Source organism: Burkholderia sp. SRS-W-2-2016, assembly GCF_001931485.1.
GTDB lineage: Bacteria > Pseudomonadota > Gammaproteobacteria > Burkholderiales > Burkholderiaceae > Paraburkholderia.
On record NZ_MSDV01000064.1, the window covers coordinates 58,380 to 81,839 of the forward strand.

The window sequence follows — 23,460 nt, forward strand, 5'->3', positions numbered from 1 at the left end:
TAACCGCTCACTCGTACGCGGCCTCCTCGACCCAGCCAGCCGCCGCCGCGGCGGCCGCACCGCGTACCGCGCAGGTCAGCGGCTCGTCGGCGACTCGCACGGCGAGGCCGATCTCGTCGCTCAGCCGCCGGCTCAGGTTGCCGAGCAGCGCGCCGCCGCCCGTCAGCACGATGCCGTTGTGCGCGATGTCCGTCACGAGTTCGGCCGGCGCCATTTCGAGCCCGCGCTTCACCGCGCCGATCACCTGACGCAGCGGCCCTTCGATCGCCTCGGCGATATCGCGGTTGCTCAGCTGCACGGTGCGCGGCAGGCCGTCGTCGACGCTGCGGCCGGTCGCGTTCATCTGTTCGAGCGGCCCGTCGTGCACCGCCGAACCGATGGTCTTTTTCACGTGCTCGGCAGTCTGCTCGCCGAGCAGCACGCCGTACAGATTGCGCACGTAGGCGACGATCGCCGCGTCGAAATTGTCGCCGCCGACCCGCACCGAGCCGCTGTACGCGGTGCCGCCGAGCGCGATCACGCCGACTTCGGTGGTGCCGCCGCCGATGTCGACCACCATCGAGCCGGTCGCGTCGTGCACCGGCAAACCGGCGCCGAGCGCGGACGCAAACGATTCACCGATCAGGCTGACTTTCCACGCACCGGCTGCTTCGGCGGCCTCCCGGATCGCGCGAAGCTCCACTTGCGTCGCGCCGGCCGGCACGCACAGCGTGAACGCGGCGCGCCGGCTGAACAGCGAGCGCGGCCGCGCCATATCGACGAATTGCCGGATCATGTGTTCAGCGGCGGAGAAATTGGCGATCACGCCGTGGCGCAGCGGCCGCACCGCTTCGAGATTGCGCGGCGCGCGGCCGAGCAGTTCGCGCGCTTCGGCGCCGATCGCGGCGATCCGTTTCGGCCCGCTCGCGGGCTCCTTTTCGAAGCAGACGACGGACGGCTGATTCAGCACGATGCCGCCGTTGTCGGTATGGATCAACGTGTTGGCCGTGCCGAGATCCACCGCCACGGCATGACGGAACAGGCGCTCGAAGAGCGGGTAATGCGGCGTCGGTCTGGCCATAAGCAGGCTCTATATGTAGTTATCCGCCGTCTCGGGCGGTCAAAAATGCGCCCCCGGCCCCCGTGCCGCGCGACACGCCCGACAGGGCGTTGCGCTCGCGCGCGGCGGGGTGATTTTCAAGCTGATGACCGTATGACGGCAAGCGGATTGCAATCTTTAGGGCGACTTTCTATCTGACTTGTGTCAATCGCGCGACACCACGCCCAGCGTGCGTTCCAGCGCGTCGCGGCCGAGCGCGACGCCGTCGGCGGTGATCGTGTGGCCGACGCCGGGCAGCACGTACGCGTCGACCGGATAGCCGGCGTTGCTGAGGGCCTCGGCCGCGTGTTCGAGCTCACGCACCGGAATCACTTCGTCGTCCTCGCCGTGGACAAGCGTGAGCGGCGTTGCCCGGTTGGCCGACACGATCGACGACGCGAGCCGCCCCGAATATGCGACCACTCCCGCCGCGCCCTCCGCGCTCGCCGCGACGTGATGCAGCGACATGATCGAACCTTGCGAAAAGCCGACGAGCGCAAGCCGCGCGTAAGACAGCTGCCAGTGCGCGAGTTCGGCGTCGAGCACGCTGCGCAGCGCCGGATAGGCCGCGCTCACGCGCGCTTCGCGGTTCGCTTCGTTGACGTCGCGCAGGCTGAACCACTGGCGGCCGCCAAAGCCGCCGTCGAACGGATCGGTGCCGTCGAGCGACACGAAGGCCGTGTTGGGCAGGTCTTCGCTCCAGATGTCGGCGAGCGGCGTCAGATCGCGCGCGTTGCTGCCGACGCCGTGCATCAGCACGACGAGGCTGCGCGCGGGTGCGCCCGACGATGAATTGTTCGGCGCGCGGCGCCAGCCGTGTTCGAATTGCTGCCAGCTCATGTTGCGGTCCTTTTGGCGTGGGTTCGGGACAGAGGTCGCTTGCGGGTCTTGTGCTTTCGCGCCGCTCTGCGCTGCAACGAGCGCCTGCGAGGCATCCCGCAAGCAGTCCTTTGCAACCTCAGCCGCGAGCATACGCCGCGCGCCGCGTTTGTGCTGGCTTCTGTGACCGTCGCTGACTTTCTCAATTTTATTTACCGATGGCCCGCCCCGTGGCGACGGCAGCGCCGGTCGAATGCGGGTATGCTTTTGCGATCATTCGACGGCCCCGCCGCCGCCCGGCCCTGCCGCCCGCATGCATGGCGGGCACGCGCTGTGCGGCCTGTGCGCGACACGCGTTGCCAGTCCGTCCGCCGCTCGGCCATTCGGCCGCTCAGTTGCACCGCATCCGGAGAACCTCGCTTGAGCCAGCCCAACGCCGCGCCCGCCTCCGCGTCGCCGCCTCAACCGCCGTCAGAACCTCCTTCAGGACCGCCATCGGGACCGCCTTCGCCGCCGTCCGCGCCCGCCGCGCCGGCACCGCTCGAAGGTGGCCGGCTGGTGCTTGCGACCATCGCGGTGGCTCTGGCGACGTTCATGAATGTTCTGGACACCTCAATTGCAAACGTCGCGATTCCGACGATCTCGGGCAACCTCGGCGTGTCCATCGATGAAGGCACGTGGGTCATCACTGTATTCGCCGCAGCCAACGCGGTGTCGATTCCGCTGACCGGCTGGCTCACGCAGCGCTTCGGCCAGGTGAAGCTGTTCGTCGGCGCGATCCTGGGCTTCGTGCTGGCATCGTGGCTGTGCGGGATTGCGCCGACGCTGCCGATCCTGCTGCTCGCGCGGGTATTCCAGGGCGCGGTGGCCGGCCCGCTGATTCCGCTGTCGCAAGCGATATTGCTCGGCTCGTATCCGAAGGAGAAATCGTCGACCGCGCTCGCGCTGTGGGCGATGACCGCGACGGTCGGGCCGATCGCGGGGCCGGCGCTCGGCGGCTGGATCACCGATAGCTACAGCTGGTCGTGGATCTTCTATATCAACATTCCGGTTGGCCTGTTCGCGGCCGGGGTGACGTGGATGATCTACCGGACCCGCGAATCGCCGACGCGCAAGCCGCCGATCGACGTCGTTGGCCTTGGTCTGCTGATCACGTGGGTCGCGTCGTTGCAGATCATGCTCGACAAGGGCAAGGACCTCGACTGGTTTTCGTCGCCGGTGATTGCGGTTCTGGGTTTGGTCGCGTTGATCAGTTTTGCGTTTTTCCTCGTGTGGGAGTTGACCGAGGAACATCCGATCGTCGATTTGCGGCTTTTCAAGCAGCGTAATTTTCTGGGCGGGACGGTTGCGATATCGGTTGCGTATGGGGTGTTTTTCGGCAATCTCGTGTTGTTGCCGCAATGGATGCAGGAGTACCTGAATTACCGCTCCGTCGATGCCGGGCTCGTGACCGCGCCGCTCGGTATTTTCGCGATCATTCTTGCGCCGGTGCTCGGAAAGGTGTTGCCGCGTTCGGATGCGCGGATCATTTCGACGTTCGCTTTTGTTGGGTTTGCGGTCGTGTTTTATATGCGGTCGAAGTATGTGATCGAGATCGATACGTGGCATCTGGTGATACCGACGTTGTTGCAGGGAATTCCGATGGCGTTGTTCTTCGTGCCGTTGACGGCGATTATTCTGTCCGGGCAGCCGCAGAGCAAGATTCCGGCGGCGGCTGGGCTCTCCAATTTCGTGCGGGTGTTTTGCGGCGCGGTGGGGACTTCGATTGCGGGGACCGCGTGGAATAGCCGGACGATTCTGCATCATGTTCGGCTCACCGAGCAGGCTTCAGTCAATAATCCTGCGTTTGCCCAGCAGATAGATGCGACGCAGACGCTGTTGCATATGGATGCGCAGTCGGCGCGGGCGCTGTTTGACTTCACTGTCAATACGCAAGCCGCGATGATGGGGCTGAATGATATTTTCTTTGTTTCGGCGATTATTTTTGTTTTGATTATTCCGTTGATCTGGATTACCCGGCCGGTTAAGGGAGGGGGTGGGTCGGATGCGGCGGGAGCACATTGAGGGTCCCTGTGCGGGGCGGTGGTTTTTTGTTGTTCTTGTGGTGAGGCAACTCACGTACGAATCGATTGCGACGTTGCGCGTCCGTTATGCTGCGCCGCAAATGCTGGATACACGCGTAATGCAGGAGAGGCCCGCTACGGCACGGGCCTCCTTCGCATGAGGAAGCCCCGCAGAAGCCGGCCAACGTTCAAAACTCAAAGGTCAACGAATCGTGGCAACAGATCTTGGTCCGCCAGTCGGATTTCGATATCGTTCGCAATCTTGACATGTTCCCGGTTGTTTGCGTCAAAGACTTCATCCGTCACGCTGACGATGATCGTGCCTTGCTGTGTGTCGTCGCGCATAACCGGAATCAACGCGCGTGCGTCCGGCACCTGGGCCGGTGTGAGAGCATGCGGCAGGTAGAGCATCCAACCAACGCCAGGGCGGTCGGGAAACACTTTCTTTTGCGAATACAGATATGGGGCGACCTGTGCGACTTCTGCGGGCCAAATTTTTACCGCATCCACCAAGAGACCGGATAGTGCCATTGAGGTGTACAGTTTTTCTAATCCCTCCGTTTTCAATTCGAAAATAGAAAGATTTTTTAGGCTGTAACTCATAGAAAAAGCTGCGCCGTTTTGTCCTTCGGTGCCATTCCAAACCGAAAACGACTGCTCCGCTATGTCAGGCGACTCAGTTACGGACTCAACTGCGGCGTCAGTTGGGCCGATGTCCGTAAAAGCGGGTGTATTTACAAGCCCCCCGGAATCGCTCACGTCGCCAATGCCCCATTGCTTGATATCCAGGCCGATGCGCTCCAGCGATTTTGCTATTAGCCATAGCTGTTGACAGTGCTCTGCGTGCGATGGTGTTGAAGAGCCTTTAAGTCGAAACAAAACATCGACGTCAATGTCAATATCACTCAAATTCGTGCTCATTCCATTCCCTCCTTTGTGGGCATTGGCTTATATTCGGTCGAAACAGCAAGCGCTCGTTTCGCAAATTCTCTGGTGGCATACCCGTATAGTAAAGGTTGCATAAAGTACCACCGCATCCTGGCGGGCTGATTTTCCAGAACAATATTGCTTTGCCTTGTTGCTTGATCCAGCATTCTTTTCCATCCCGGGGCGGCGGCGTGCCGTACACCTTCAGCGTGAAGGTGTCCCCGGAAGACCAACATGTGTCGACGCGCGTGATATCGCTCCTGCATCGGCCGGACGTGCGCGGCACGCTCGACGTGCCGGAAGAGGAAGCCGGAAGCGGTTGAATGGGAGGGGCGCCAGTATTTTTCTCTGCGGCGCTCCCGGCTCACTTTCCGGCGCTACCCTGAGTTCATTGCGAACTCAGATCATCTGGGACCAAGCCTTTGCGAACATCGTGCCGAAACTTTCAAGTGCAATAACACTGTTGATGTTTACGCCGGTCTGGACACGCGGAGTGCCATCGAAAGTTGCTTCCTGGTTCCCCATCTGCCGGATTGCTGCAAGATTCAAGCTGTAAAGATGGTCCATGTACAAGCGGAAGTTCTCGGGAAACACAAGATCATCAACCGGAAATTCGTATTGGGCGACGTGGGGTATCTGGACATGTATGAGAACGCACGCGCACGTTGCAGAAAAGCCGAAAATGTCCTCAGATCGTCCCGCTGCAAATAAAAAATGTTCTGCTGTCAGCAACACGAATGCCGGAAAGCCTTGCAAGACAAGGATCTCGCAAGAGAATGCCATTTTTTGGATTGCCCCCTGTGCGGGGCAATGCTAATAGACCGACAAGAAAACAAGGAAAGGCAAAAACGATAGATCAGCGACAAAACCCTCACCGAAAATACCGCGCCGGCGTCTCCCCAAACGCCTCCCGAAACACAGCAATAAACGAAGAAACATCGCTATACCCAACCGCAACCGCGACTTGAGAAACACTCTCCCCGGCCCCAAGATGCTCAAGCGCGGCCAGCAACCGCAACTGCTGCCGCCACTGCCCGAAGGTCTGCCCGGTTTCTCTCGTAAACAATCGCGCCGCGGTACGCGCGGTCACCCCAGCCGCCGCGGCCAGTTCATCGAGTACAAGAGTTTGTGCAGGATTATCGCCAAGCGAATCGGCAATCCTCTGAATGCGCGGATCCCGTGGCCAATTCAAGCCAAGCCCGGCACCGGGCAAAATCGCAATACGATCGAGCAACACCTGCAACAGACGACGCGCAGGCTCGTCAAGTGGTTGACCGGATGGAAAATCGGCCGCCGCAGATAGCAAAGCCAAAGTAAGCGCATCAGGAATCAGCGCTCCCGTCTGCGCAGGCAAAGACTCAACATCGAATCCATGCCCCGCAGCAAAATCCACCGCGACATGGAGCGAATAGAACCCAACATCCCGCTTCGCGTGCAAACAGTGCAGCGTATCCGCGACGATCCACAACGCTCGCCCCGGCGGCACCACCCACCGGCCGGCTTCGGTCCGCACCGTCAACACGCCATCGCTCACATGAATCAGCCGCGCGCGCCGGTCCACGCGCCACGGCTCATCCAGCGCCGGGTGACGCTCGCTGACCACCAACAGCGCCTGTTCGGCGACGTCCGGATCGAAGGCTTCCTTCATCGTGTCTGCCCTCACGCGCGGCTTGCGCGAAGGCAGCAAGATTAGCACGACGCGCAAGACTCATTCGCAACGCCTCCCGCGCCCGCACCCTGCCTATCCGGCCCGCGCGACCAACCCCTCCAACACCTCCCGATACCCCGTGGTCCCCACCACCCGCTCGTTCACCCCATCCTCGAAATCGATCCAGCCGGAGTTGAAACCGTCGAGCATCTCGATCCGCGGCGCGGGCCAGCCGGTGCCCTGCGCCTGAAACCGCGCTTCCCATTGCTCGCGCGGCACCGGTTGCGCGTCGACCGGACGTTCGAGCACGTCGGCAAGCGCCGCGGCAATCTCATGCTGCGTATAGCGCCGCGGCCCCTCGATCTCGATCACGCGCCGCCCGTGCCACGCTTGCGTAAGCGTCCGCGCAATCACGCGGCCGATATCCGCGGTCGCCACCATCGGGTACGCGCGCTCGAGCGGTTGCAGAAAACTCGGCATCACTCCCGTCTCGCGGGCCGGCGCGATATCCCACAACGAGTTCTCCATGAACCACGCGGGCCGCAGGATTGCGGTCGGCAACGGTTGCGGCAGCGCGGCCAGCGCCTCTTCGAGAATATGCACCTGCGTGATCAGGCCAAGCCCCGTTTCGCGCTGCCCGCCCACCGACGACAACGCCACCACCTTCCCCGGCCGCGCCCGCGTCAACGCGTCATTCAGCACGGCCGCCGCTGCGTGCGCGCTCGGATACCCCGGCTCGGGCGCGAAGTTCGGCGCGAGCATCACGAATACGCCGTCCGCGTCGGCAAAGGCCGCGCTCAACGCGTCGGCGTCGTCGAACGACGCGATCGCGATCTCCGCGCCGTGCGCGCGCCACGGCGCGGCCTTGCGCTCGTCGCGCAACACCGCTCGCACCGCATGTCCCGCGTCCAATAACGCGCGTGCCGCCGCGCCGCCAACCTGCCCTGTCACACCGGTCACTACAAACATGCTCTATCTCCTCGATGACGGCGGATGCCGTGTCGGGATGCATTCTGGACGCGATCCACTCATTTCACGAGAGCATGTATGTCACTTACCAAATGACTAAACAGCATCGAGAGAATCGCAACGTACCGCAGGCGATATCTGCGATCCGACACATCCGCTTCGCCTGTCTCCGTGGCAACTCGCCCGTCCTGCTCGCGAAGCACTTCTCCGAACACGAGCACCGCAAGCGAGGGAATACCCTTTGACTACCTCTCTTGAACGACCGCGAACGCCTGTGCTACATTCAAATTGTTACCGGTAACTTACCGCATTAATCCATCACGTCAGCACCCCTCCCCAATGAGCATTATTCAAAACCCTGTTCTGCGCGGTTTCAATCCTGACCCTTGCATATGCCGCGGTAAAGACGCGTGGTACATCGCCGTATCGACGTTCGAATGGTATCCGGGCGTTCTTATTTACGAATCGAAAGACTTCGTCAACTGGGAGCTCAAGGCGACGCCACTGGACCGTCTTTCGCAGCTGAACCTCATTGGGGAACAACCTTCCGGCGGCATCTGGGCACCCGCGCTGTCGTATCACGATGGCCTCTACTGGCTCGTCTACACCGACACGAAGGCATGGAAAGGCGAACAGAAGATCTCGCCTCTGCGCGACATGCACAACTATCTCGTGACCGCACCGGACATCACCGGCCCGTGGTCGGAGCCGGTGCATCTGGTATCCGGCGGATACGATCCGTCGTTGTTCCACGACGATACGGGCAAGAAATGGCTCGCATATATTCGGCGCGATTTCCGGGGTATTCATGCGGATCTTTTCGCCGGCATCATCGTGCGCGAGTACTCGGTGGACGAGCAAAGGCTGATCGGCGAAGAGCGTGTCATCTATGAAGGCGCGAATCTGCAAACCGACTATTTCATGAAGTGCCAGATCTACGAAGCCCCGCATCTGATGAAGAAGGATGACTGGTACTACCTGATCACCGCGGAAGGTGGAACGGGCTATACGCATGCGACCTGCGTATCGAGATCGCGCGATATTTTCGGGCCCTACGAGTTTCATCCGCAAACGCCGATGCTGACCTCGCGCGACGCGAACGAGCGACGAATCCAGCGGACCGGCCACGGCAATCTGGTCGAAGGTCCGCACGGTCAGTGGTACATGACGTACCTCGGTTCCCGCCCGCTCGACGCGCAGACGAAACGCTCACCGCTGGGCCGCGAGACTTGCATCGCGTCGATCGAATGGCGCGACGGCTGGCCCTGTCTCACCGGATCCAGCGTGATTCCATCGGAGTCCTTTACGGTGGAATCCGCTGTCGAACAGAATCTCGATAGCAGCTGGCACGTCAATTTCAGCCGCTGCGCGACGCTGCCGCTGGAACTGCAGAGTCTGCGAGCGCCGAAGAGCGATGCGTGGTGCAATCTGAACGAGCGCCCGGGCTATCTGCGGATACGCGGCCAGGAGTCGCCGACGTCGCGCTTTCATCAAAGCCTGCTCGCGTGCCGCGTGCGTGACTGGCAAGTCGAAGTGGAAACGGCACTGGAGTTCTCGCCCAGTTCGTATCTGCATATGGCCGGCCTGATGGCACGATACGACGAAAGCACGTTCTATTACCTGTTTATCACCCGCGACGACGACGGCACGAAAATCCTCTCCTACATGGAGATGGATGCGGGCAGCTTCGCCTATAACAACCGTCTCGCCGTACTGCCGGAAAACGGCGAAACCGGCTTGCGGCTGCGCATCGAGGACGCGAAACTGCGCTTCTCCTATCGCACGGACGACGGCACGTGGACAGAACTCGGTCTGGACAAGGATTTCACCAAACTGAGCGACGAGTATGCGACTCCGATCGGTTTCACCGGCGCTTTTGTCGGGATCACGGCCAACGACATGCTCGGCTTCCGCGAGCCGGCCGACTTCAGATTTTTCTCGTATCGCCAGTTGCCCGGAGAAAGCGCTAATTCCCGCAGTTAGCAACTCCCCTTCGAAGCTCGCATAAAACCTGCTCCCGTCGACCTGCAAAGTCGCGGGCAGGTGTTCCAGAAAAACAAATCAAGGAGACGCAATGAGACGAAAAATCGTCGGTTTAAGATGGTGGATCATCGGGACCGTGATGCTCGCTTCATGCCTGAACTTTCTCACCCGAAGCACGCTTGCGGTCACCGCTCCAACGCTCACCCACGAGTTGCATCTGACCGCTCAGCAATACTCTTATGTGCTGAGTGCCTTTACCGCCACCAACGCGCTACAGCCGATCACCGGCTATATCATCGATGTGATCGGCCTGAAGGCGGGTTTCGCGCTGTTCTGCTGCGCATGGTCGCTCATTACGATGTCTCACGGTATGGTCCATTCGTGGCAGGGTCTGGCGGCGGCGCGAGGACTTCTCGGCTTGCCGGAGGGCGCGGTCCATCCCGCTGGGATGAAGGCCACCTCGCAGTGGTTCCCCGCGAAAGAACGAGGACTGGCCGGCGGCATCTACAACATCGGCGCATCGCTGGGTTCGATGCTCGCGCCGCCGCTGGTCGTCTGGGCCACGCTGTTCTACAACTGGCAGTTCGCGTTCGTGGTCACCGGTGGACTCGGCTTTATCTGGCTGGCGCTGTGGCTATGGCTGTACGATTCGCCGGAGAAGCATCGAGCCATTTCCACCGACGAGAAGGAATACATCCTTTCCGGTCAGGAAAAGCATTTGCAGGCGAACGCCGCGCGCCCGTCCCTCTCCTCGATCATCCGCCAACGCAATTTCTGGGGTATCGCGCTGCCGCGCTTTCTCGCTGATCCGACGTGGGTCACGCTCAGCTTCTGGATCCCGCTCTATCTGAGTACCGTGCGGCATATGGATCTGAAGCAGATCGCGATGTTTGCATGGCTGCCTTTCCTCGCGGCGGACATCGGCAGCGTTTTCGGTGGTGCGCTCGTCAGCGCGCTGCTCAAATATACGCGGCTGAGCGTGGTCAACGCGCGACGCTGCGCGTTTACATTCGGTGCACTGATGATGTTGCCGGTACCGCTCGTCGGCTTTGTCGAGCATCCGTTGACGGCGATCGCGCTGCTTTGCCTGGGTGGCTTTGCTCACCAGACGTTGTCCGTGACGGTCATCACGATGTCGAGCGATCTGTTCCGCAAAAACGAGGTTGCAACGGTCACGGGTTGTGTGGGGACCGTGAGCGCGATCGGTCAACTCTGCTTTACGCTGGTCGTTGGAGCAGTCGTGAGTCAGGTTGGCTACAGGCCGATTTTTATTCTTCTGGCCGTATTCGATCTGATTGGCGCGGCGGTACTGTGGAGCTTCGTTCGCGCCAAAGTAGACGAGAAGAGTTCTTCGGCGCATCTGCCGGAAACCGCTGCGGCGCTTATCGAGCAGTAGCAGTAGCAGTGGGCCGCCTCTGGGAAACCGGCGGCGGCAACCAAACTCTCTGCATCGGGGCGGCCATCGGAGCCGCCTCACAGAAATCCGCCCGCGCGGTTCGATGAACAGGCAAGCGTTCATCAGCCGCTATCCGGGCGCGACCTCACGTTCGACCATCGCGTGTGAATCGCTTGCCGCGAAGCGAGCCCGTCGGCGACGGCTGTTCGCTGCGATCGCAGCCTTCCACCGCGCTCAAGTGTTTTTTCAGGAGCGCGACGAAACACTCGTGCACACTTTTCTGCACATATCCCGCCCGATCGCCGCGCGCAACTCGCCGCAATGCGTCGTCTTCAACGCGACCAGCTCGCGTGCCGCTCTCTCCCAATCAGCATGGCCTTCGATGTTCTCGGACCGCTTGCCGCCCAGTTCGCGCGAGGGCCTCGCGATGTCCGCATTGCCGTAGTCCAGCATTTTGGGGCAGCGCCAACGCTGCCCGTTAAAGCTATCATGCCGACCTTCGAATGCGCGCAGAGCGCTTCGACGGTCGCATGGTTCATTGCGAGAACATTCACGACGCCGGCGGGCAAGCCGGCCTTGTCGATCACTCCGGCGATTCCGAATTCGAGGCATGCGGCCACGTCGATCGGTATCGCGATACAGCACGAGATCTTCGTTCTGCATATCGCTCGAAAATCATCCGAAAAAATAACGTTTATCAAAGGATCAATCTCATACGCGTTATTTACACCGACTAGCAGAATCCGGTCTTCGCGCGCCAATAGCGGCGCTGCCCTTCCCTTCCCTCTCAACCTCTGGAGCCCCTCGTGAAAAAAACCCGCCTTGCCTGCACCGCATTCACCGCGTTCGTCTCGCTGACCGCGCCCAGCGCCTTTGCCCAGAGCAGTGTGACCCTCTACGGCCTACTCGATCAGGGGATCAACTACACCAACAACGCGGGCGGCGGCCCGGTGTGGGAAATGGTGAGCGGCTACGCACAGGGCAGCCGCTGGGGGATTAAAGGCGCGGAAGATCTGGGCGGCGGCGTGAAGGCGATATTCCAGCTGGAAAACGGCTTCGACGTGAGTTCGGGCCGCTTCTTCCAGGGCGACCGTATATTCGGGCGCCAGGCCTATGTCGGAATCCAGAATGAGCGTTTCGGTACGCTCACGCTCGGGCGCCAGTACGACTCGGTGGTCGACTATCTTGCGCAAACCACCGCGAACGGCAACTGGGGCGGCTTCATGTTCGCGCATCCGTACGATAACGACAACACCAACAACTCGTTCCGTCTCGGCAATAGCGTGAAGTACGCGAGCCCGACATTCGCGGGCTTCCAGTTTGGCGGCGTCTACAGCTTCAGCAACGATACGAACTTCGCGAATAATCGCGCGTACAGTTTCGGTGGCCAGTATGAGAACGACGGCCTGCTGATCGCAGCCGCCTATCTGCAGGTGAACAACCCGGGGGCCGGCTCGACCGGCGCGCTCACGGCGAACGATGCGAGCTTTATCGCCGGACGCATGCGGGTATTCGGCGGCGGCATCAATTACACGTTCGGCTCGGCAACCGCCGGGGTTTCGTACACGAACTCGAACTACAAGGATCCGACCGGCAACAACTACATCGGCATTCCGCTGGCCGCGACCGGCGTCAAGCTGAACACGCTGAAATTTCAGAACTTCGAAGTCAACGGCAAATACGAGTTCACGCCGGCCTTCTCCGCCGGCGCGCAGTATGTGTACACGATGCAAAACTACGAATCTTCGTTGGGCAACGTGCGTCCGAAGATCCACTCGGTCGGACTCATGGCGGACTACAACCTGTCGAAGCGCACCGATGTCTATGTGCAAGGCGTCTATCTGAAGATTGCGGGCGCCTCGACCCAGTCGATTCTCGATAACGCATATATTCTGGGCGCGCGGGCTCCGTCTTCGACCGATACTCAGGTCGCCGTGCGGATTGCATTGCGGCATAGCTTCTAATGAGCTGATCTGATTTCTCCGGGCGAGTCGAGCTCCCGCTCATTCGCGACTGCCGCAATGAAATACGCTTCCCCGGCGAGGCCGGGGAAGCATCGCCGCTAGTGCGTAGCCGCAGCACCCGAAGCAACGGCGGCAACAGCCTTGGTGTAGTCCGCGTTCGGTCCCGACGGCGGCGCGAGATCGGCCGCCGCCCCCCAACCAGTCGGCGTGGCCGACAGGCTATAGGAAAGCGTGCCGCCATCGGCGATTTGCGCGAGCGGCAGCCAGGAGCCGTTATAGGTCTCGCCATTCACTTTAAGCTCCTTGATATACGGAGCGTTGTCCAGCATCGCCTGCCGGTCGGTATCGATACGCAGTTTCTTGCCGTTGCCGAGCCAGATCGTCATGCCCGAAAACTGCGGCGTGGAGATCGCCATACCCGGCGCGGACGGCACCGCCGGGTAAAGCCCGAGCGCAGCCCACACATACCATGTCGACGTCGCGCCCAGGTCGTCGTTGCCGGGCAGTCCCCCTGGCGAAACGAGGAAAGCCTTCTGCATGATCTGCGGAATCACGTATTGCGCCGATTGCGGTGAACCGGCCCAGTTATAAGCCCACGGATCGACCAGCGACGGTTCGTTGCCGATATAAAGCTGATTGCTGGACATCCCGCCATTCAGAGCGCTGACCGGCGGCGCGGACTTCGGCGGAAAACCCGCGCTTCTGTCGATGCCGAACAGACTATCGAGACGCGTAATAGCCGCATCGTTACCGCCGATTGCGGAGATCAACGCCGTGTAGTCATGGTCGATGTTCCAGAAATATTGCGGCTCCGTACCTTCGTGAAACAGCGTGCCCGGACATGCGGAGTTGCAGCCCGCGTTCGCGTCGGTCGTGAAGTTCCCACTCGAATTCAACGCCTGAAGCGTGTTGGTTTGCGAATTGAGGATCTTTTTCCAATTCCCGGAGCGCTGGAAAAAGCCGTCGATCGTCGTCTGGTCCGAACTCGCGGTGGACAGCGACGACAGGAAAGCACCGACCGAGCGGTCCGCCGTGGTCATTTCAATTGTCACCGAGCCGGTGTGGAACGGACTACTGGTCGGCGTTGCGGTGGCGATATAGCCATTGTTCAGCCAGTTCGGTATCACGCTCGCGTCGTTGCTGGTCGATACACGTCCGACGCTCAGCATATCGTTGCAGCTGCTGGCCGGATCGGTCTGACTCCTGATCATGTAGGTTCGCGCGCTCGCCGTATCGAAGTTGCGCGCGCCGAACGCATAGGCGCCCGCCACGAGGCTCGGCGCGTGATTGCCTTCCATCGGCTTGGTGTCGTCACTGCCGTCTACCCAATGCGGCAACGCTCCGCATTGCTTCGCATCGGCCACCAGCGATTGCACGGTGTCGCTGGAAATGCCGGGAAAGAGCAGCGCCTGCAATTGCGTGAGCGAACGGTACGTGTCCCAGATCGAAAAGCCGGAATAATGCGCGGCGGGCACCACGGTTTTGCCGTTGCCGTCCTGGAACGCATCGTCCTGCGAAACGTTTGCGGTGGCTCTCGCAGGAAATGAATTGCCGTCTTTCTCGCTCAGCGATGCCTGCTTCATGCTGCGATAGTCGCCGTTCACGTCGCTGTACACCGTAGGCCCGCTGAACGAGCGATAGAACGCCGAATAAAACTGCGTCAGATTATTTTTGGCGGTGCTCTGCTGCGAAGCGCTCAACGCGGCAAGCTTTTGCGGATCGGCCAGATCGACCTGAATCGCGTTCAGACTGTTTTCCCAGGTCTTGTCGGCACCGGCCTTCACTGCATCGAAATCCCAGCCGGAATTTTCCGCCATGAGATTGGCTTTGGCGTTGGCCACGCTGACCGAAGAAATGCCGACTTTGTACTGCACCGTGCGCGTCTTGTTCGCCGACAGGTCGAATTGCAGGATCGCTACGCCGTTCTTGCCCGAGGACGCCGCGGTCACCGGCGTATCGAACTGCGCGTAAAAATAGACCGGTTTGTTCCAGGTGCCGCCGCAGAACGACCCGACGATGCTGGTGCCGGATACGGTCCTGCCGTCGGCGTCCAACGCGATCGTGCCCGGGCGGCTGCCGCTCGCGTGCTTGTCGGTGGCGACCGTCGCATCGACGACGAGTAGCGCGGTGGACTCGCTGCCGGCCGGATAGGTGAAGCGCGCCATGCCGGTGCGGGTCGTGGCCGTCAATTCACTCGTCACGCCATTGCTGGTCTTGACCTTGTAGTAGCCTGGCGCCGCGGACTCGTTTGCATGATCGAAGTCGCCGGATCCGTCGGTGCCGACGATATCTTTACCCTGATTGGCCGAATCGATCTGCGCGGACGAAATGGACGGCAGCAGGCCACCGCCGCCACCCTGGCCGCCGCATCCGGGGCCGCTCAAGTGGGTCAGGCTGAAAAAGCTGATCGTCGAGTCGCTATACGCATAGCCGCCCGGCGGCGCGGATGCGGTGTCGGGACCGAAGCTGACCATGCCGAACGGCGTCTGCGCGCCGGGCGTTGCATTGCCTGAAAAGCCGCCGCCCGTTGCCGCGATATCCGTGCCGACGAAAACGTCGACATAACGGGTTAGCGCGAGATCGACGCGCTGCTCGACCGCCGGCGGCGTGGTGCCGGTGCCGGATGTCCCGGTCTGCGCGCCGCCTGTGTCGGCGCCGGACTGCGAGCCGGACTGTGCTGGATGATCGTTGCCACCGCAGCCCGCCAGCGCCGCGATGCTCATCAAAATCATCGCGCGCTTCAGCAAATTACTCATGCATATCTCCTTGTTCTTTATTGGATGTGTCACGCCATGCATTCATGAAACCTGAACGGCAATCGTGTCTAAAGCGAACCAGCCGGCGCCGGATAAGACGGTGGTGCGTCCGTGGCTTTTGCACCCCACGTCGAAGGCGTATCGCCCATGGTGAAATTCATCGTCGCGCCATTCGCCAGCGCATCGAGCGGAAGCCATGTGGTGGTCTGAGCCGTGCCGTTCACGCTCAGGCTCTGTACGTAATTCGAATCCGGCGCACCGGGCGCATCGATCCGCAAGGTGTGGCCATCGCCAATGCGCACCGTAATGGCCTGGAACTGCGGACTGCCGATTGCGAAGCCGCCGACGCCCGGAATTTCCGGGTACAGACCCAACGCACCCCACACGTACCAGCCGGACACCGCGCCGAGATCGTCATTGCCCGGCAGACCGTCCGGCCCCGTGCCGAAGACGGTCGTCATGATCTTGCGGACCGTGTTCTGCGTGGACGACGGCGCGCCCGCCCAGTTGTACAGCCACGGCACCGCGAACGTCGGCTCGTTGCCCATATAGAAGTTCGGCAGTGTCGTGCCGGCATTCAGCTGGGAAAAGAACGTATCGAGCCGCGCTGTCACCGTGGAATTGCCGCCCAGTTTCGCGAACAGTCCACCGACGTTGTGCGGAACCAGCCACGTGTATTGCTCGGCGTTGCCTTCGACATAAGCGCTGCTATCGTTGGGCGAAAGCCAGTTGCCGCTGTCGTCGCGCGCGGTCAGCATCGGCGGTGTCGCCGCGGTATCGAGCAGATTTTCCCAGTAGGTCGAGCGCTCCAGTTCCTGCTGCTGGAATGCCGTGTTGCCGAGCGCGCCGGCAAACCGCGACATCGCGAAGTCGGTACTCGCGTATTCGAGCGTGGTCGACGCCGGTCCCCAGCCGTTTTCGTCTTCCGTAATGTAGTGGTACTTGAGGTAGCTGCCGCGCCCCTCAGCCGTCGTGTCGATCTGGCATTGGGTGCCCGGCACGTTCGCGACGGTCATCATGTGCGTGAGCGCGCGCTGCGTGTCGAAATTTCTCGCACCGAATGCGTACGCGCCGGCCACCATCAGAGACCCGGAATCACCGGGCATCACGCCGGTCTCGACGTTGTAGTTGACCCAGCGCGGCAGCGCCCCGCATTGATCGGCATCGTTGACCAGCGACTGCATCATGTCGCTGGTTTCCCGCGGGAATAACAGCGCCTTCAGCGGAATCAGCGAACGGTAGATATCCCAGCCCGAGAAGTTCGTGTATTGAGCACCCTGCCCGGACGCAACCTGATGAGTGGTGTTGTCGAAGCCGATGTACTCTCCATTGACGTCGCTAAAGACACTGGGAGACAGTTGTGTGTGATACAGCGCGGTATAGAACTTGATCTTGTCGTCCTGGCTGCCGCCGCTTACCTGAATCGCGTTCAGCCGGTGGTTCCATACGGTGTCGGCGGCTTGGCGGGTTGCGTCGAAATCCCACGCGTTGTTCTCGGTGGCGAGATTGAGCTTCGCATTGGCCGCGCTGACGAACGAGATGCCAATTTTCATCCGCACGGTCGAACCGGCCGCGAAGTGCAACTGCGCAATACCGTCCGCGATCGACGACGTCGACGCAAACGGCTGGTCGAACACCGCATCGAAATAGACCGTCACCGGCGTGGTGTGATTGCAGAAGCCCTGGCTGACCGTCGAGCCGGACAGCTCGGTGGCGGACACGCGAGTGACGGCACCGCTCGTGTTCGCTTTCGTATTGGTTCGCGTGGTGTCGAGCACGAGAATCGATGGCTGCGACGCGGGATACGTGAACCGGCCGAAACCGGAACGCAGCGTCGCCGTCAGTTCTACCTTGATGCCGTCATCGAGCACGACCGAATAGTAGCCGGGTACGCTGTGTTCGTTCGCGTGACTGAAGCCTGGGACCAAGCGGGTCGCATCGGTGGTCGGCATGAGCGGAAATTCTCCGCCGTTGCCGGCGCAACCGGCGCCGCTCATATGCATCAGGCTGAAGCCCTGAATCGTATTCAGATCGTAGTAGTAACCTGCCGGCGATCCCGGCTCCTGGCTCGTCGATGGCGCCGGCGTCGTGTTCGTGTCCGGCGACCATTGCACCATCCCGTCAGGCAGACCCGCCGCGGGTATCACACTGCCGGCCTGGCCCGCCGGCACCGGATTGGGAGAAGTACTGGCGAGCGTGCCGATCAATGGATTGACGTATTGCGTGAGCGGCAGATCTTTTGCCGGCGAACCGGGCGATGAGGATGTGCCCGGGAGCGGGTCCGGAAAAGTACTGGTGCCAGCGGAAGTACTGCCGTTTCCGGTAGCCGCATCGGTTCTGGATGCCGGGCTGTCCGCACCGCCGCCGCATGCGCTCAGGAGAAGCGCGATCATTCCAGCCAATACCCGCGCGCGGGTTTTACTCATTGTCATCGTCTCCTGTAAATGCAATGTGCGGGCAATCGACAGCGCGCTCCGCGGTCAATCTCATTGCTATTTGTCCCGACGGCCTCGGTGCGAGTAAAGCCGGCGGACGTCTCCATGCTGTTTATGGCAATTCGAATTACCGAGTTATTTTTAAAGGCGGATTCATATCGCCTTCAGCGCCTGTCAGCCAGTACGCATCAATTCAACGTGCATATTTTCCGACTCGATAATTCAATGCTTATCTGCGCATTTTTCGCCTTTGTTTAGCCAATATACTAAACATAAATTTCCAGCTCTTATATGGCTTCAGGCTTGCGTAGTCTAGAGGTGCGGAATATTACGTGTCAACGATATCGTTTAATCACGCAATGTTTATCGATTTTTACTAAACAGATTATTTTTCTTTTTTATTCTATTGACAATGCGATGGATATCAAATAATTAGGAATGGATTTGAATAAAGGTGAATTTTTACGTTATCGTGAACACAAATCTTTGCGCTCCAGAAAATATTTCCGGAAATGAGTGATAGCGCATAACGTGTGGCCGGCTAATGACGTCCAGTGCCAATTAAGGCGGACGCCATTGCGCCACGTTGGCTCGACCGCGCATTGCCGCGCACGCGGGAGTAGCACCGCGCCGAGGATGGCGCGGTGCGAAGCATTCACATGGTCTTTATATTCAGTGTGCCTGACGTGCCGCGCCCGGCACGCGTATCGCAAACAGCAGCACGACACCGACCACCAGCAAACCGACCATCACATACAGGCCCGCTGCGAGACTACCGGTCGCGGTGCGCGTCCAACCAATAATCGTCGGACTCAGAAAACCGCCGAACAGCCCGATCGTATTGATCAGCGCGATGCCGCCGGCAGCGACGTCGCCTTTCAGGTAATCGGACGGAATCGCCCAGAACACGGTATATGCGGCCCACATGCCCATCGTCGCGATTGCAAGGCAGGTCAACGACATCGTCAGATGCCCCACCGATGCAGCGGCCGCCGCGAGTCCGAGCGCGCCGACCAGTGTCGGTAATGCGCTATGAAAACGCCGTTCGCGGAACCGGTCGGAACTGCGGCCGAACACAGTCATGCCGATGATCGCGGTGATATACGGAATCGACGCATAGAGACCGATGCTCGCGGGATTGGTCACGCCCGCGGACTTGAGAATGCTCGGCAACCAGAAGTTGACCGCATAGAGTCCGCAGATGATGCAGAAGTACGCGAACGCCATCAGCCACACACGGCCATCGCGCAGCACATGCCTGAACGAATGATGCTGCGTCCGCGGTGTGCCGACGTTCTCGCGCAGCAACGCGCGCTCGTCGTCGCTGAGCCAGCGCGCGTCGTCCGGCCGGTCGACGAGGCATCGCCACGCGATCACGCCGAGCGCGACGCAAGGCAGCCCTTCGACGAGGAACATCCACTGCCAGCCGGCAAGGCCGAGCACGCCGCCGAGCGAAGTCATCAGCCAGCCGGATAGCGGGCCGACGATCACCCCCGAGAGCGCGCCGCCCAGCATCACCGTGCCGATCGCGCCGGCCATCCGTCGTTCGCCATACCAGTAGGTCAGATAGAAGATCACGCCCGGCGTGAAGCCCGCTTCGAATACACCGAGCAGGAAGCGCAAAACATAAAACGTGGTGACGTTGTGCACGAACATCATCGCCGCGGACGTCAGTCCCCACAGCACGAGAATCCGGCTGATCGTGCGGCGCACGCCGACTTTGGGCAACAGCAAATTGCTCGGAATTTCGAACAGCACGTAACCCACGAAGAAGATCCCCGCGCCGAATCCGTAGACCGCATCGGAGAAGCCGAGCGAGTCGTGCATCTGAAGCTGCGCGAAGCCGACGTTCAGCCGGTCGAGACTCGCGAACAGATAGCAGACCGCGAGAAACGGCAACAGGCGCCAGTTGAGGCGGCCATAGAGCGCCGCGAGTCGATCGGAGCCGCTGGAAACTGGGTAGGTCACGGACACGGGCAAGAACTCCTTCGACGGGTAAGAGACTGACAAAGCCGTCGTCATGTTGGTCAGTCAAAAACGATTGAGCAAGAGCAACCGTGGTGAAGTAAAGTTGCCCGTTCGGCAACGCTGAGCTTGCCTCGAACAATAAGCAAGGAGACTTTGGGTGCGTGAAATCAATCAGCGGCGTCTGCGCTACTTCCACGAAGTGTTGATTCGCGGTTCGATCCGCGGAGCCGCCGACAGCCTGAACACCGCCGCGTCGGTCATTACGCGGCAGATCCGCCTTCTCGAAGACGAAATCGGCGCGACGCTGTTCGAGCGCCGTCCGCGCGGCGTCGTGCCGACCGAGGTCGCTCACGATCTCGCCGAGTTCTGGCGGACCTGTCATGCACAGCAGGAACAATTCGAAAGCCGTTTGCAAGCTCGTAACGGGCTGCAACTGGGCCATGTGCGCGTCGTGCTCAGCGAGGGCTATGTCGATGTATTGATGGACGACGTGCTCGCGGGTTTCTGCGCGCGCCATCCGCAGCTGGAAGTGAGTGTCGACGTGCTGCCGGTTAACGGCGTCGTCGGTGAGATCGCCGAAGGCCGCGCTCACCTGGGCATCGCGTACAACCCGCCGGCGCAGCCGCAGGTCGAAATCTGCGCGAGCGCCGCGCAACCGGTCATGCTGGTGGTCAGCGCGGACCATCCGCTGGCTCGCCGCAACACGCCGGTCAGTGTCGCGGAGATGGTCGCGTGTCCGCTCGCGCTGATGCCGCCTTCCTATGGACTCGGTCAGATCGTGCAGATGCTCGCGTATTCGGACAACCTGTCGATACGCCCGATCCTGACGACCAATTCGCTCGCCGTACTCAAACGTTTCGTGCGCAACGGCAACGGCGCGACGCTAATGGGTTATTTCGGCGCGCGGCGTGAAATCGAGTCCGGCGAAGTCGTGGCGCTGCGCGTCGATCATCCGCTGTTTCTGGCCGCGAAGATGCGCATGCTGGTACAAGCCGGACGACCGCTGCCGGCCGCCGCGGATGCGCTGCGGCGCTGGATGCTCGACAGTATTCCGGTGTTCGGAGCGGCGTCAGCCGCGGGTATCGCGCCGGGCGTCAACTGCTAGCCGGCTTCGCGGCGGCGCGTCGATTTGCGCGACTGGAATCAGAAAAGAACGGTATGTCGTACATTAAGGCCCGCACAACGCGCTTCGAGCGCACTGGTTCGAAATAGAAGCATCCGGAGAATTCAATGGAACTGAACACGCCCGCGGTGGCATTGGGTGTCGCCTCGCAAACGGCGCACGACACGCTAAAGATTTCCACCCACGACATTGTCATCGTCGGAGCCGGCTCGGCCGGAACCTCCGTTGCCGCGAGCCTGCTTGCTCGCGATCGCAGCCTCGACATCGCGGTGATCGAGCCCGCCGACGCTCACTACTATCAGCCGGGATGGACGATGGTCGGGGCCGGCGTTTTCAACGCGGAGAGCACGGTCCGCGACATGCATCGGGTGTTGCCCCGGCAGTTGAACTGGATCAAGGCTTCCGTGACGGCGTTCGACCCGGACAACGATCTGGTCATTCTCGAAGGACAGCGGGCTATCAAGTACCGGCAGCTGGTTGTTTGCCCCGGCCTGAAACTCGACTGGGACGCGATTCCCGGCTTGTCGGAGAGCCTTGGACGCAACGGCGTGACATCGAACTATCGATACGATCTCGCGCCCTATACCTGGCAACTCGTGCGTGAGCTAAAGAGCGGCCGCGCGCTTTTTACCCAGCCGCCGATGCCGATCAAATGCGCGGGCGCGCCGCAAAAAGCGATGTATTTGTCTTCGGACCACTGGCAGAGGACCGGGCACCTCGGCCGGATCGACGTGCAGTTCTTTAACGCGGGCGACGCGCTGTTCGGCGTTGCGGCCTATGTGCCTGCTCTGATGGAGTACATCAAACGCTACGACATCGGGCTGAACTTCCGCTTCAATTTATACGCGATCGACGGGCAGCGAAAACTCGCGACGTTCAATCACAAGCTCGATGACGGCACCACCGAAACGGTTACCCGCGAATTCGACATGATTCACGTGGTGCCCCCGCAAAAGGCACCGGACTTCATTCGCAATAGTCCTTTGGCCGATCGGGCGGGCTGGATCGATGTGGACCCGGGCACGCTACGCCATCGGAATTATTCGAATATCTTCGCGCTCGGCGACGCCGCCAACACGACCAATGCGAAGACGGCGGCCGCTGCCCGCAAACAGGCTCCGGTCGTCGCGCACAATCTTCTGGTCGCGCTGGGGAAAGCCGAGAATCGCGCGGAGTACAACGGCTATGGATCGTGTCCGTTGACGGTCGAGCGCGGCAGGATCGTGCTCGCGGAGTTTCTCTATGGCGGGAAAGTCGCGCCTACGTTTCCGAAGTGGTTGATCGACGGTCAGCGTCCTTCGCGGCTTGCCTGGTTGCTGAAGGAGCGCATTCTGCCGCCGCTTTACTGGAACGCAATGTTGAAAGGGCAGGAGTGGTTGGCGAAGCCGAAGCTGATTCGTTGATCGGCATTGCCCTCGGTCCGTCGATGGCGGCTAGCCTCGCTCTCTGTGCTATGGCACAGCGCGAAATCGTGCTGGCCATCGGTGAGCCACTCGCAATAAGCGGATATCGCGCCTTCAGCTTTTGCGAAGCTGTTCGCACTCGTTGTGCCGTACGGGCAGCAACGGTCCGGAAGGTGAAGGCCCCGTTACTCCACTTATAAATAATCGCCAGCGATGAGTTGACACGCTATAGAGCCCTTGCCAGAACTCGAACCAGCTCATCGCGCGAGTGCACGTCCAGCTTTGCATAGACTCGACGAACATGGTCTACCACCGTGCTCTCCTTGATACCCAGCACGCGGCCGATCTCCGAATAGGAAACACCGCTAAGTATTCCAATACATACGCGTCTTTGTTGTTCACTCAGGCCATTGATGGCCGCTGCCTCGGTGATTGCGGATACCAGCGCCCGTTGGCGTACAACACTGATTCCATACAGAACCTCGCCACTATTCTTTGCGACACGATGAAGGCGGTATGCCCGGAACACGAAGCGGCCCGCCTCGTTCTCGCGTTCCAGCCCGCCATCGGACTTCGCCTTCCGGGACCCGCCGCCGGTAATCGCATCGAAAATTGGGGTAAGCCAACCGGGAAGCGATGTGTCGCTCCAGCCGCCCGGCTTGCCGTCCGCCAGTGCAAGAAGCCTCGCCGCCCCAGCATCGGACCTCAGAATACGGCCCGTCTCGTCCGCGATAAACAGCGCGGAGTCGTCGTCACCAGGATTGGCGGTCACAATCTCGACCTGGATAGATCCGAATCATCGGGCACCTCGCGTAACAACCGGCTCCGCTTTCAACGAAAGAATTCCCCTACTTCCCCACTTCGCAATTTCGCGAAGTGCACGCAGAAGCTGGACTCTTCTCAACCAATGTTTGCGCAGCCATTCTGT

19 protein-coding genes are annotated in these 23,460 nt (G+C 60.8%); 8 read left to right on the forward strand and 11 right to left on the reverse strand.

The window, feature by feature from the left end; translation table 11 throughout:
• Positions 1–7: 7 nt before the first annotated feature.
• On the reverse strand, positions 8–1,060 hold the full coding sequence (locus BTH42_RS27955) for a rod shape-determining protein (RefSeq protein ID WP_075304420.1): 1,053 nt from the start codon (positions 1,058–1,060) through the stop codon (positions 8–10).
• 183 nt (positions 1,061–1,243) lie between these two features.
• On the reverse strand, positions 1,244–1,918 hold the full coding sequence (locus BTH42_RS27960; RefSeq protein WP_075304421.1) for an alpha/beta hydrolase: 675 nt from the start codon (positions 1,916–1,918) through the stop codon (positions 1,244–1,246).
• Positions 1,919–2,317: 399 nt separating this feature from the next.
• Between BTH42_RS27960 and BTH42_RS27965 the strand changes: the two genes are divergently transcribed.
• Positions 2,318–3,961 (forward strand): DHA2 family efflux MFS transporter permease subunit, encoded by a 1,644-nt coding sequence (locus BTH42_RS27965; protein WP_075304422.1) that lies wholly within the window; start codon positions 2,318–2,320, stop codon positions 3,959–3,961.
• Positions 3,962–4,155: 194 nt separating this feature from the next.
• Here BTH42_RS27965 and BTH42_RS36145 read toward each other — a convergent pair whose 3' ends face one another.
• Positions 4,156–4,881: an immunity 52 family protein gene (locus tag BTH42_RS36145; RefSeq protein WP_256702343.1), complete on the reverse strand. Its 726-nt coding sequence runs from the start codon at positions 4,879–4,881 to the stop codon at positions 4,156–4,158.
• Positions 4,882–5,078: 197 nt separating this feature from the next.
• Between BTH42_RS36145 and BTH42_RS36150 the strand changes: the two genes are divergently transcribed.
• Positions 5,079–5,210, forward strand: a complete 132-nt coding sequence (locus BTH42_RS36150; RefSeq protein WP_256702344.1) for a hypothetical protein — start codon at positions 5,079–5,081, stop codon at positions 5,208–5,210.
• A 76-nt stretch (positions 5,211–5,286) separates the two neighbouring features.
• Here the strand turns inward: BTH42_RS36150 and BTH42_RS27975 are convergent, their stop codons facing one another.
• The 3 genes from BTH42_RS27975 to BTH42_RS27985 all read right to left on the reverse strand — a co-directional run bounded on the left by BTH42_RS27975 (position 5,287) and on the right by BTH42_RS27985 (position 7,504).
• Positions 5,287–5,643 carry a hypothetical protein gene (locus BTH42_RS27975; RefSeq protein ID WP_143752230.1) on the reverse strand — a complete coding sequence of 119 codons (357 nt, stop codon included), beginning with the start codon at positions 5,641–5,643 and terminating at the stop codon, positions 5,287–5,289.
• 115 nt (positions 5,644–5,758) lie between these two features.
• Positions 5,759–6,535 (reverse strand): AraC family transcriptional regulator, encoded by a 777-nt coding sequence (locus BTH42_RS27980; protein ID WP_075304456.1) that lies wholly within the window; start codon positions 6,533–6,535, stop codon positions 5,759–5,761.
• Positions 6,536–6,628: 93 nt separating this feature from the next.
• Positions 6,629–7,504 carry an NmrA family NAD(P)-binding protein gene (locus BTH42_RS27985; protein WP_075304424.1) on the reverse strand — a complete coding sequence of 292 codons (876 nt, stop codon included), beginning with the start codon at positions 7,502–7,504 and terminating at the stop codon, positions 6,629–6,631.
• A gap of 339 nt (positions 7,505–7,843) precedes the next feature.
• Here BTH42_RS27985 and BTH42_RS27990 point away from each other — a divergent pair, with 339 nt between their 5' ends.
• From BTH42_RS27990 to BTH42_RS36155, 3 genes are all read left to right on the forward strand, one after another.
• Positions 7,844–9,487, forward strand: coding sequence for a glycoside hydrolase family 43 protein (locus BTH42_RS27990; RefSeq protein WP_075304425.1), 1,644 nt, complete (start codon positions 7,844–7,846; stop codon positions 9,485–9,487).
• Positions 9,488–9,578: 91 nt separating this feature from the next.
• Complete coding sequence (locus BTH42_RS27995; protein ID WP_075304426.1) at positions 9,579–10,883, forward strand: MFS transporter; 1,305 nt, start codon at positions 9,579–9,581, stop codon at positions 10,881–10,883.
• A gap of 103 nt (positions 10,884–10,986) precedes the next feature.
• A complete protein-coding gene (locus BTH42_RS36155; RefSeq protein ID WP_083654947.1) occupies positions 10,987–11,328 on the forward strand; it encodes a hypothetical protein in 342 nt (113 codons plus the stop codon).
• Here BTH42_RS36155 and BTH42_RS36360 read toward each other — a convergent pair.
• Positions 11,216–11,503, reverse strand: a complete 288-nt coding sequence (locus BTH42_RS36360; protein WP_305954809.1) for an aldehyde dehydrogenase family protein — start codon at positions 11,501–11,503, stop codon at positions 11,216–11,218. The genes BTH42_RS36155 and BTH42_RS36360 overlap by 113 nt on opposite strands.
• A 186-nt stretch (positions 11,504–11,689) precedes the next feature.
• On the opposite strand from BTH42_RS36360, the gene BTH42_RS28005 reads away from it, so the two are divergent.
• Positions 11,690–12,847: a porin gene (locus BTH42_RS28005; RefSeq protein ID WP_075304428.1), complete on the forward strand. Its 1,158-nt coding sequence runs from the start codon at positions 11,690–11,692 to the stop codon at positions 12,845–12,847.
• Between the two features lie 98 nt (positions 12,848–12,945).
• Here BTH42_RS28005 and BTH42_RS28010 read toward each other — a convergent pair whose 3' ends face one another.
• From BTH42_RS28010 to BTH42_RS28020, 3 genes are all read right to left on the reverse strand, one after another.
• Positions 12,946–15,603: a glycoside hydrolase domain-containing protein gene (locus BTH42_RS28010; protein ID WP_075304429.1), complete on the reverse strand. Its 2,658-nt coding sequence runs from the start codon at positions 15,601–15,603 to the stop codon at positions 12,946–12,948.
• Positions 15,604–15,671: 68 nt separating this feature from the next.
• Positions 15,672–18,029 carry a GH92 family glycosyl hydrolase gene (locus BTH42_RS28015; RefSeq protein ID WP_083654948.1) on the reverse strand — a complete coding sequence of 786 codons (2,358 nt, stop codon included), beginning with the start codon at positions 18,027–18,029 and terminating at the stop codon, positions 15,672–15,674.
• 681 nt (positions 18,030–18,710) lie between these two features.
• Entirely contained in the window at positions 18,711–20,012 is a 1,302-nt protein-coding gene (locus BTH42_RS28020) for an MFS transporter (RefSeq protein ID WP_075304431.1), read from the reverse strand.
• Positions 20,013–20,163: 151 nt separating this feature from the next.
• On the opposite strand from BTH42_RS28020, the gene BTH42_RS28025 reads away from it, so the two are divergent.
• Together BTH42_RS28025 and BTH42_RS28030 are read left to right on the forward strand one after the other, a co-directional pair.
• Positions 20,164–21,111: a LysR family transcriptional regulator gene (locus tag BTH42_RS28025; protein WP_075304432.1), complete on the forward strand. Its 948-nt coding sequence runs from the start codon at positions 20,164–20,166 to the stop codon at positions 21,109–21,111.
• Between the two features lie 125 nt (positions 21,112–21,236).
• The gene (locus BTH42_RS28030) at positions 21,237–22,532 is read left to right on the forward strand and encodes an FAD/NAD(P)-binding oxidoreductase (RefSeq protein ID WP_083654950.1); all 1,296 of its coding nucleotides are present in this window, start codon (positions 21,237–21,239) and stop codon (positions 22,530–22,532) included.
• 226 nt (positions 22,533–22,758) lie between these two features.
• Here BTH42_RS28030 and BTH42_RS28035 read toward each other — a convergent pair whose 3' ends face one another.
• A complete protein-coding gene (locus BTH42_RS28035) occupies positions 22,759–23,304 on the reverse strand; it encodes a LuxR C-terminal-related transcriptional regulator (RefSeq protein WP_075304433.1) in 546 nt (181 codons plus the stop codon).
• Positions 23,305–23,460: the final 156 nt, after the last annotated feature.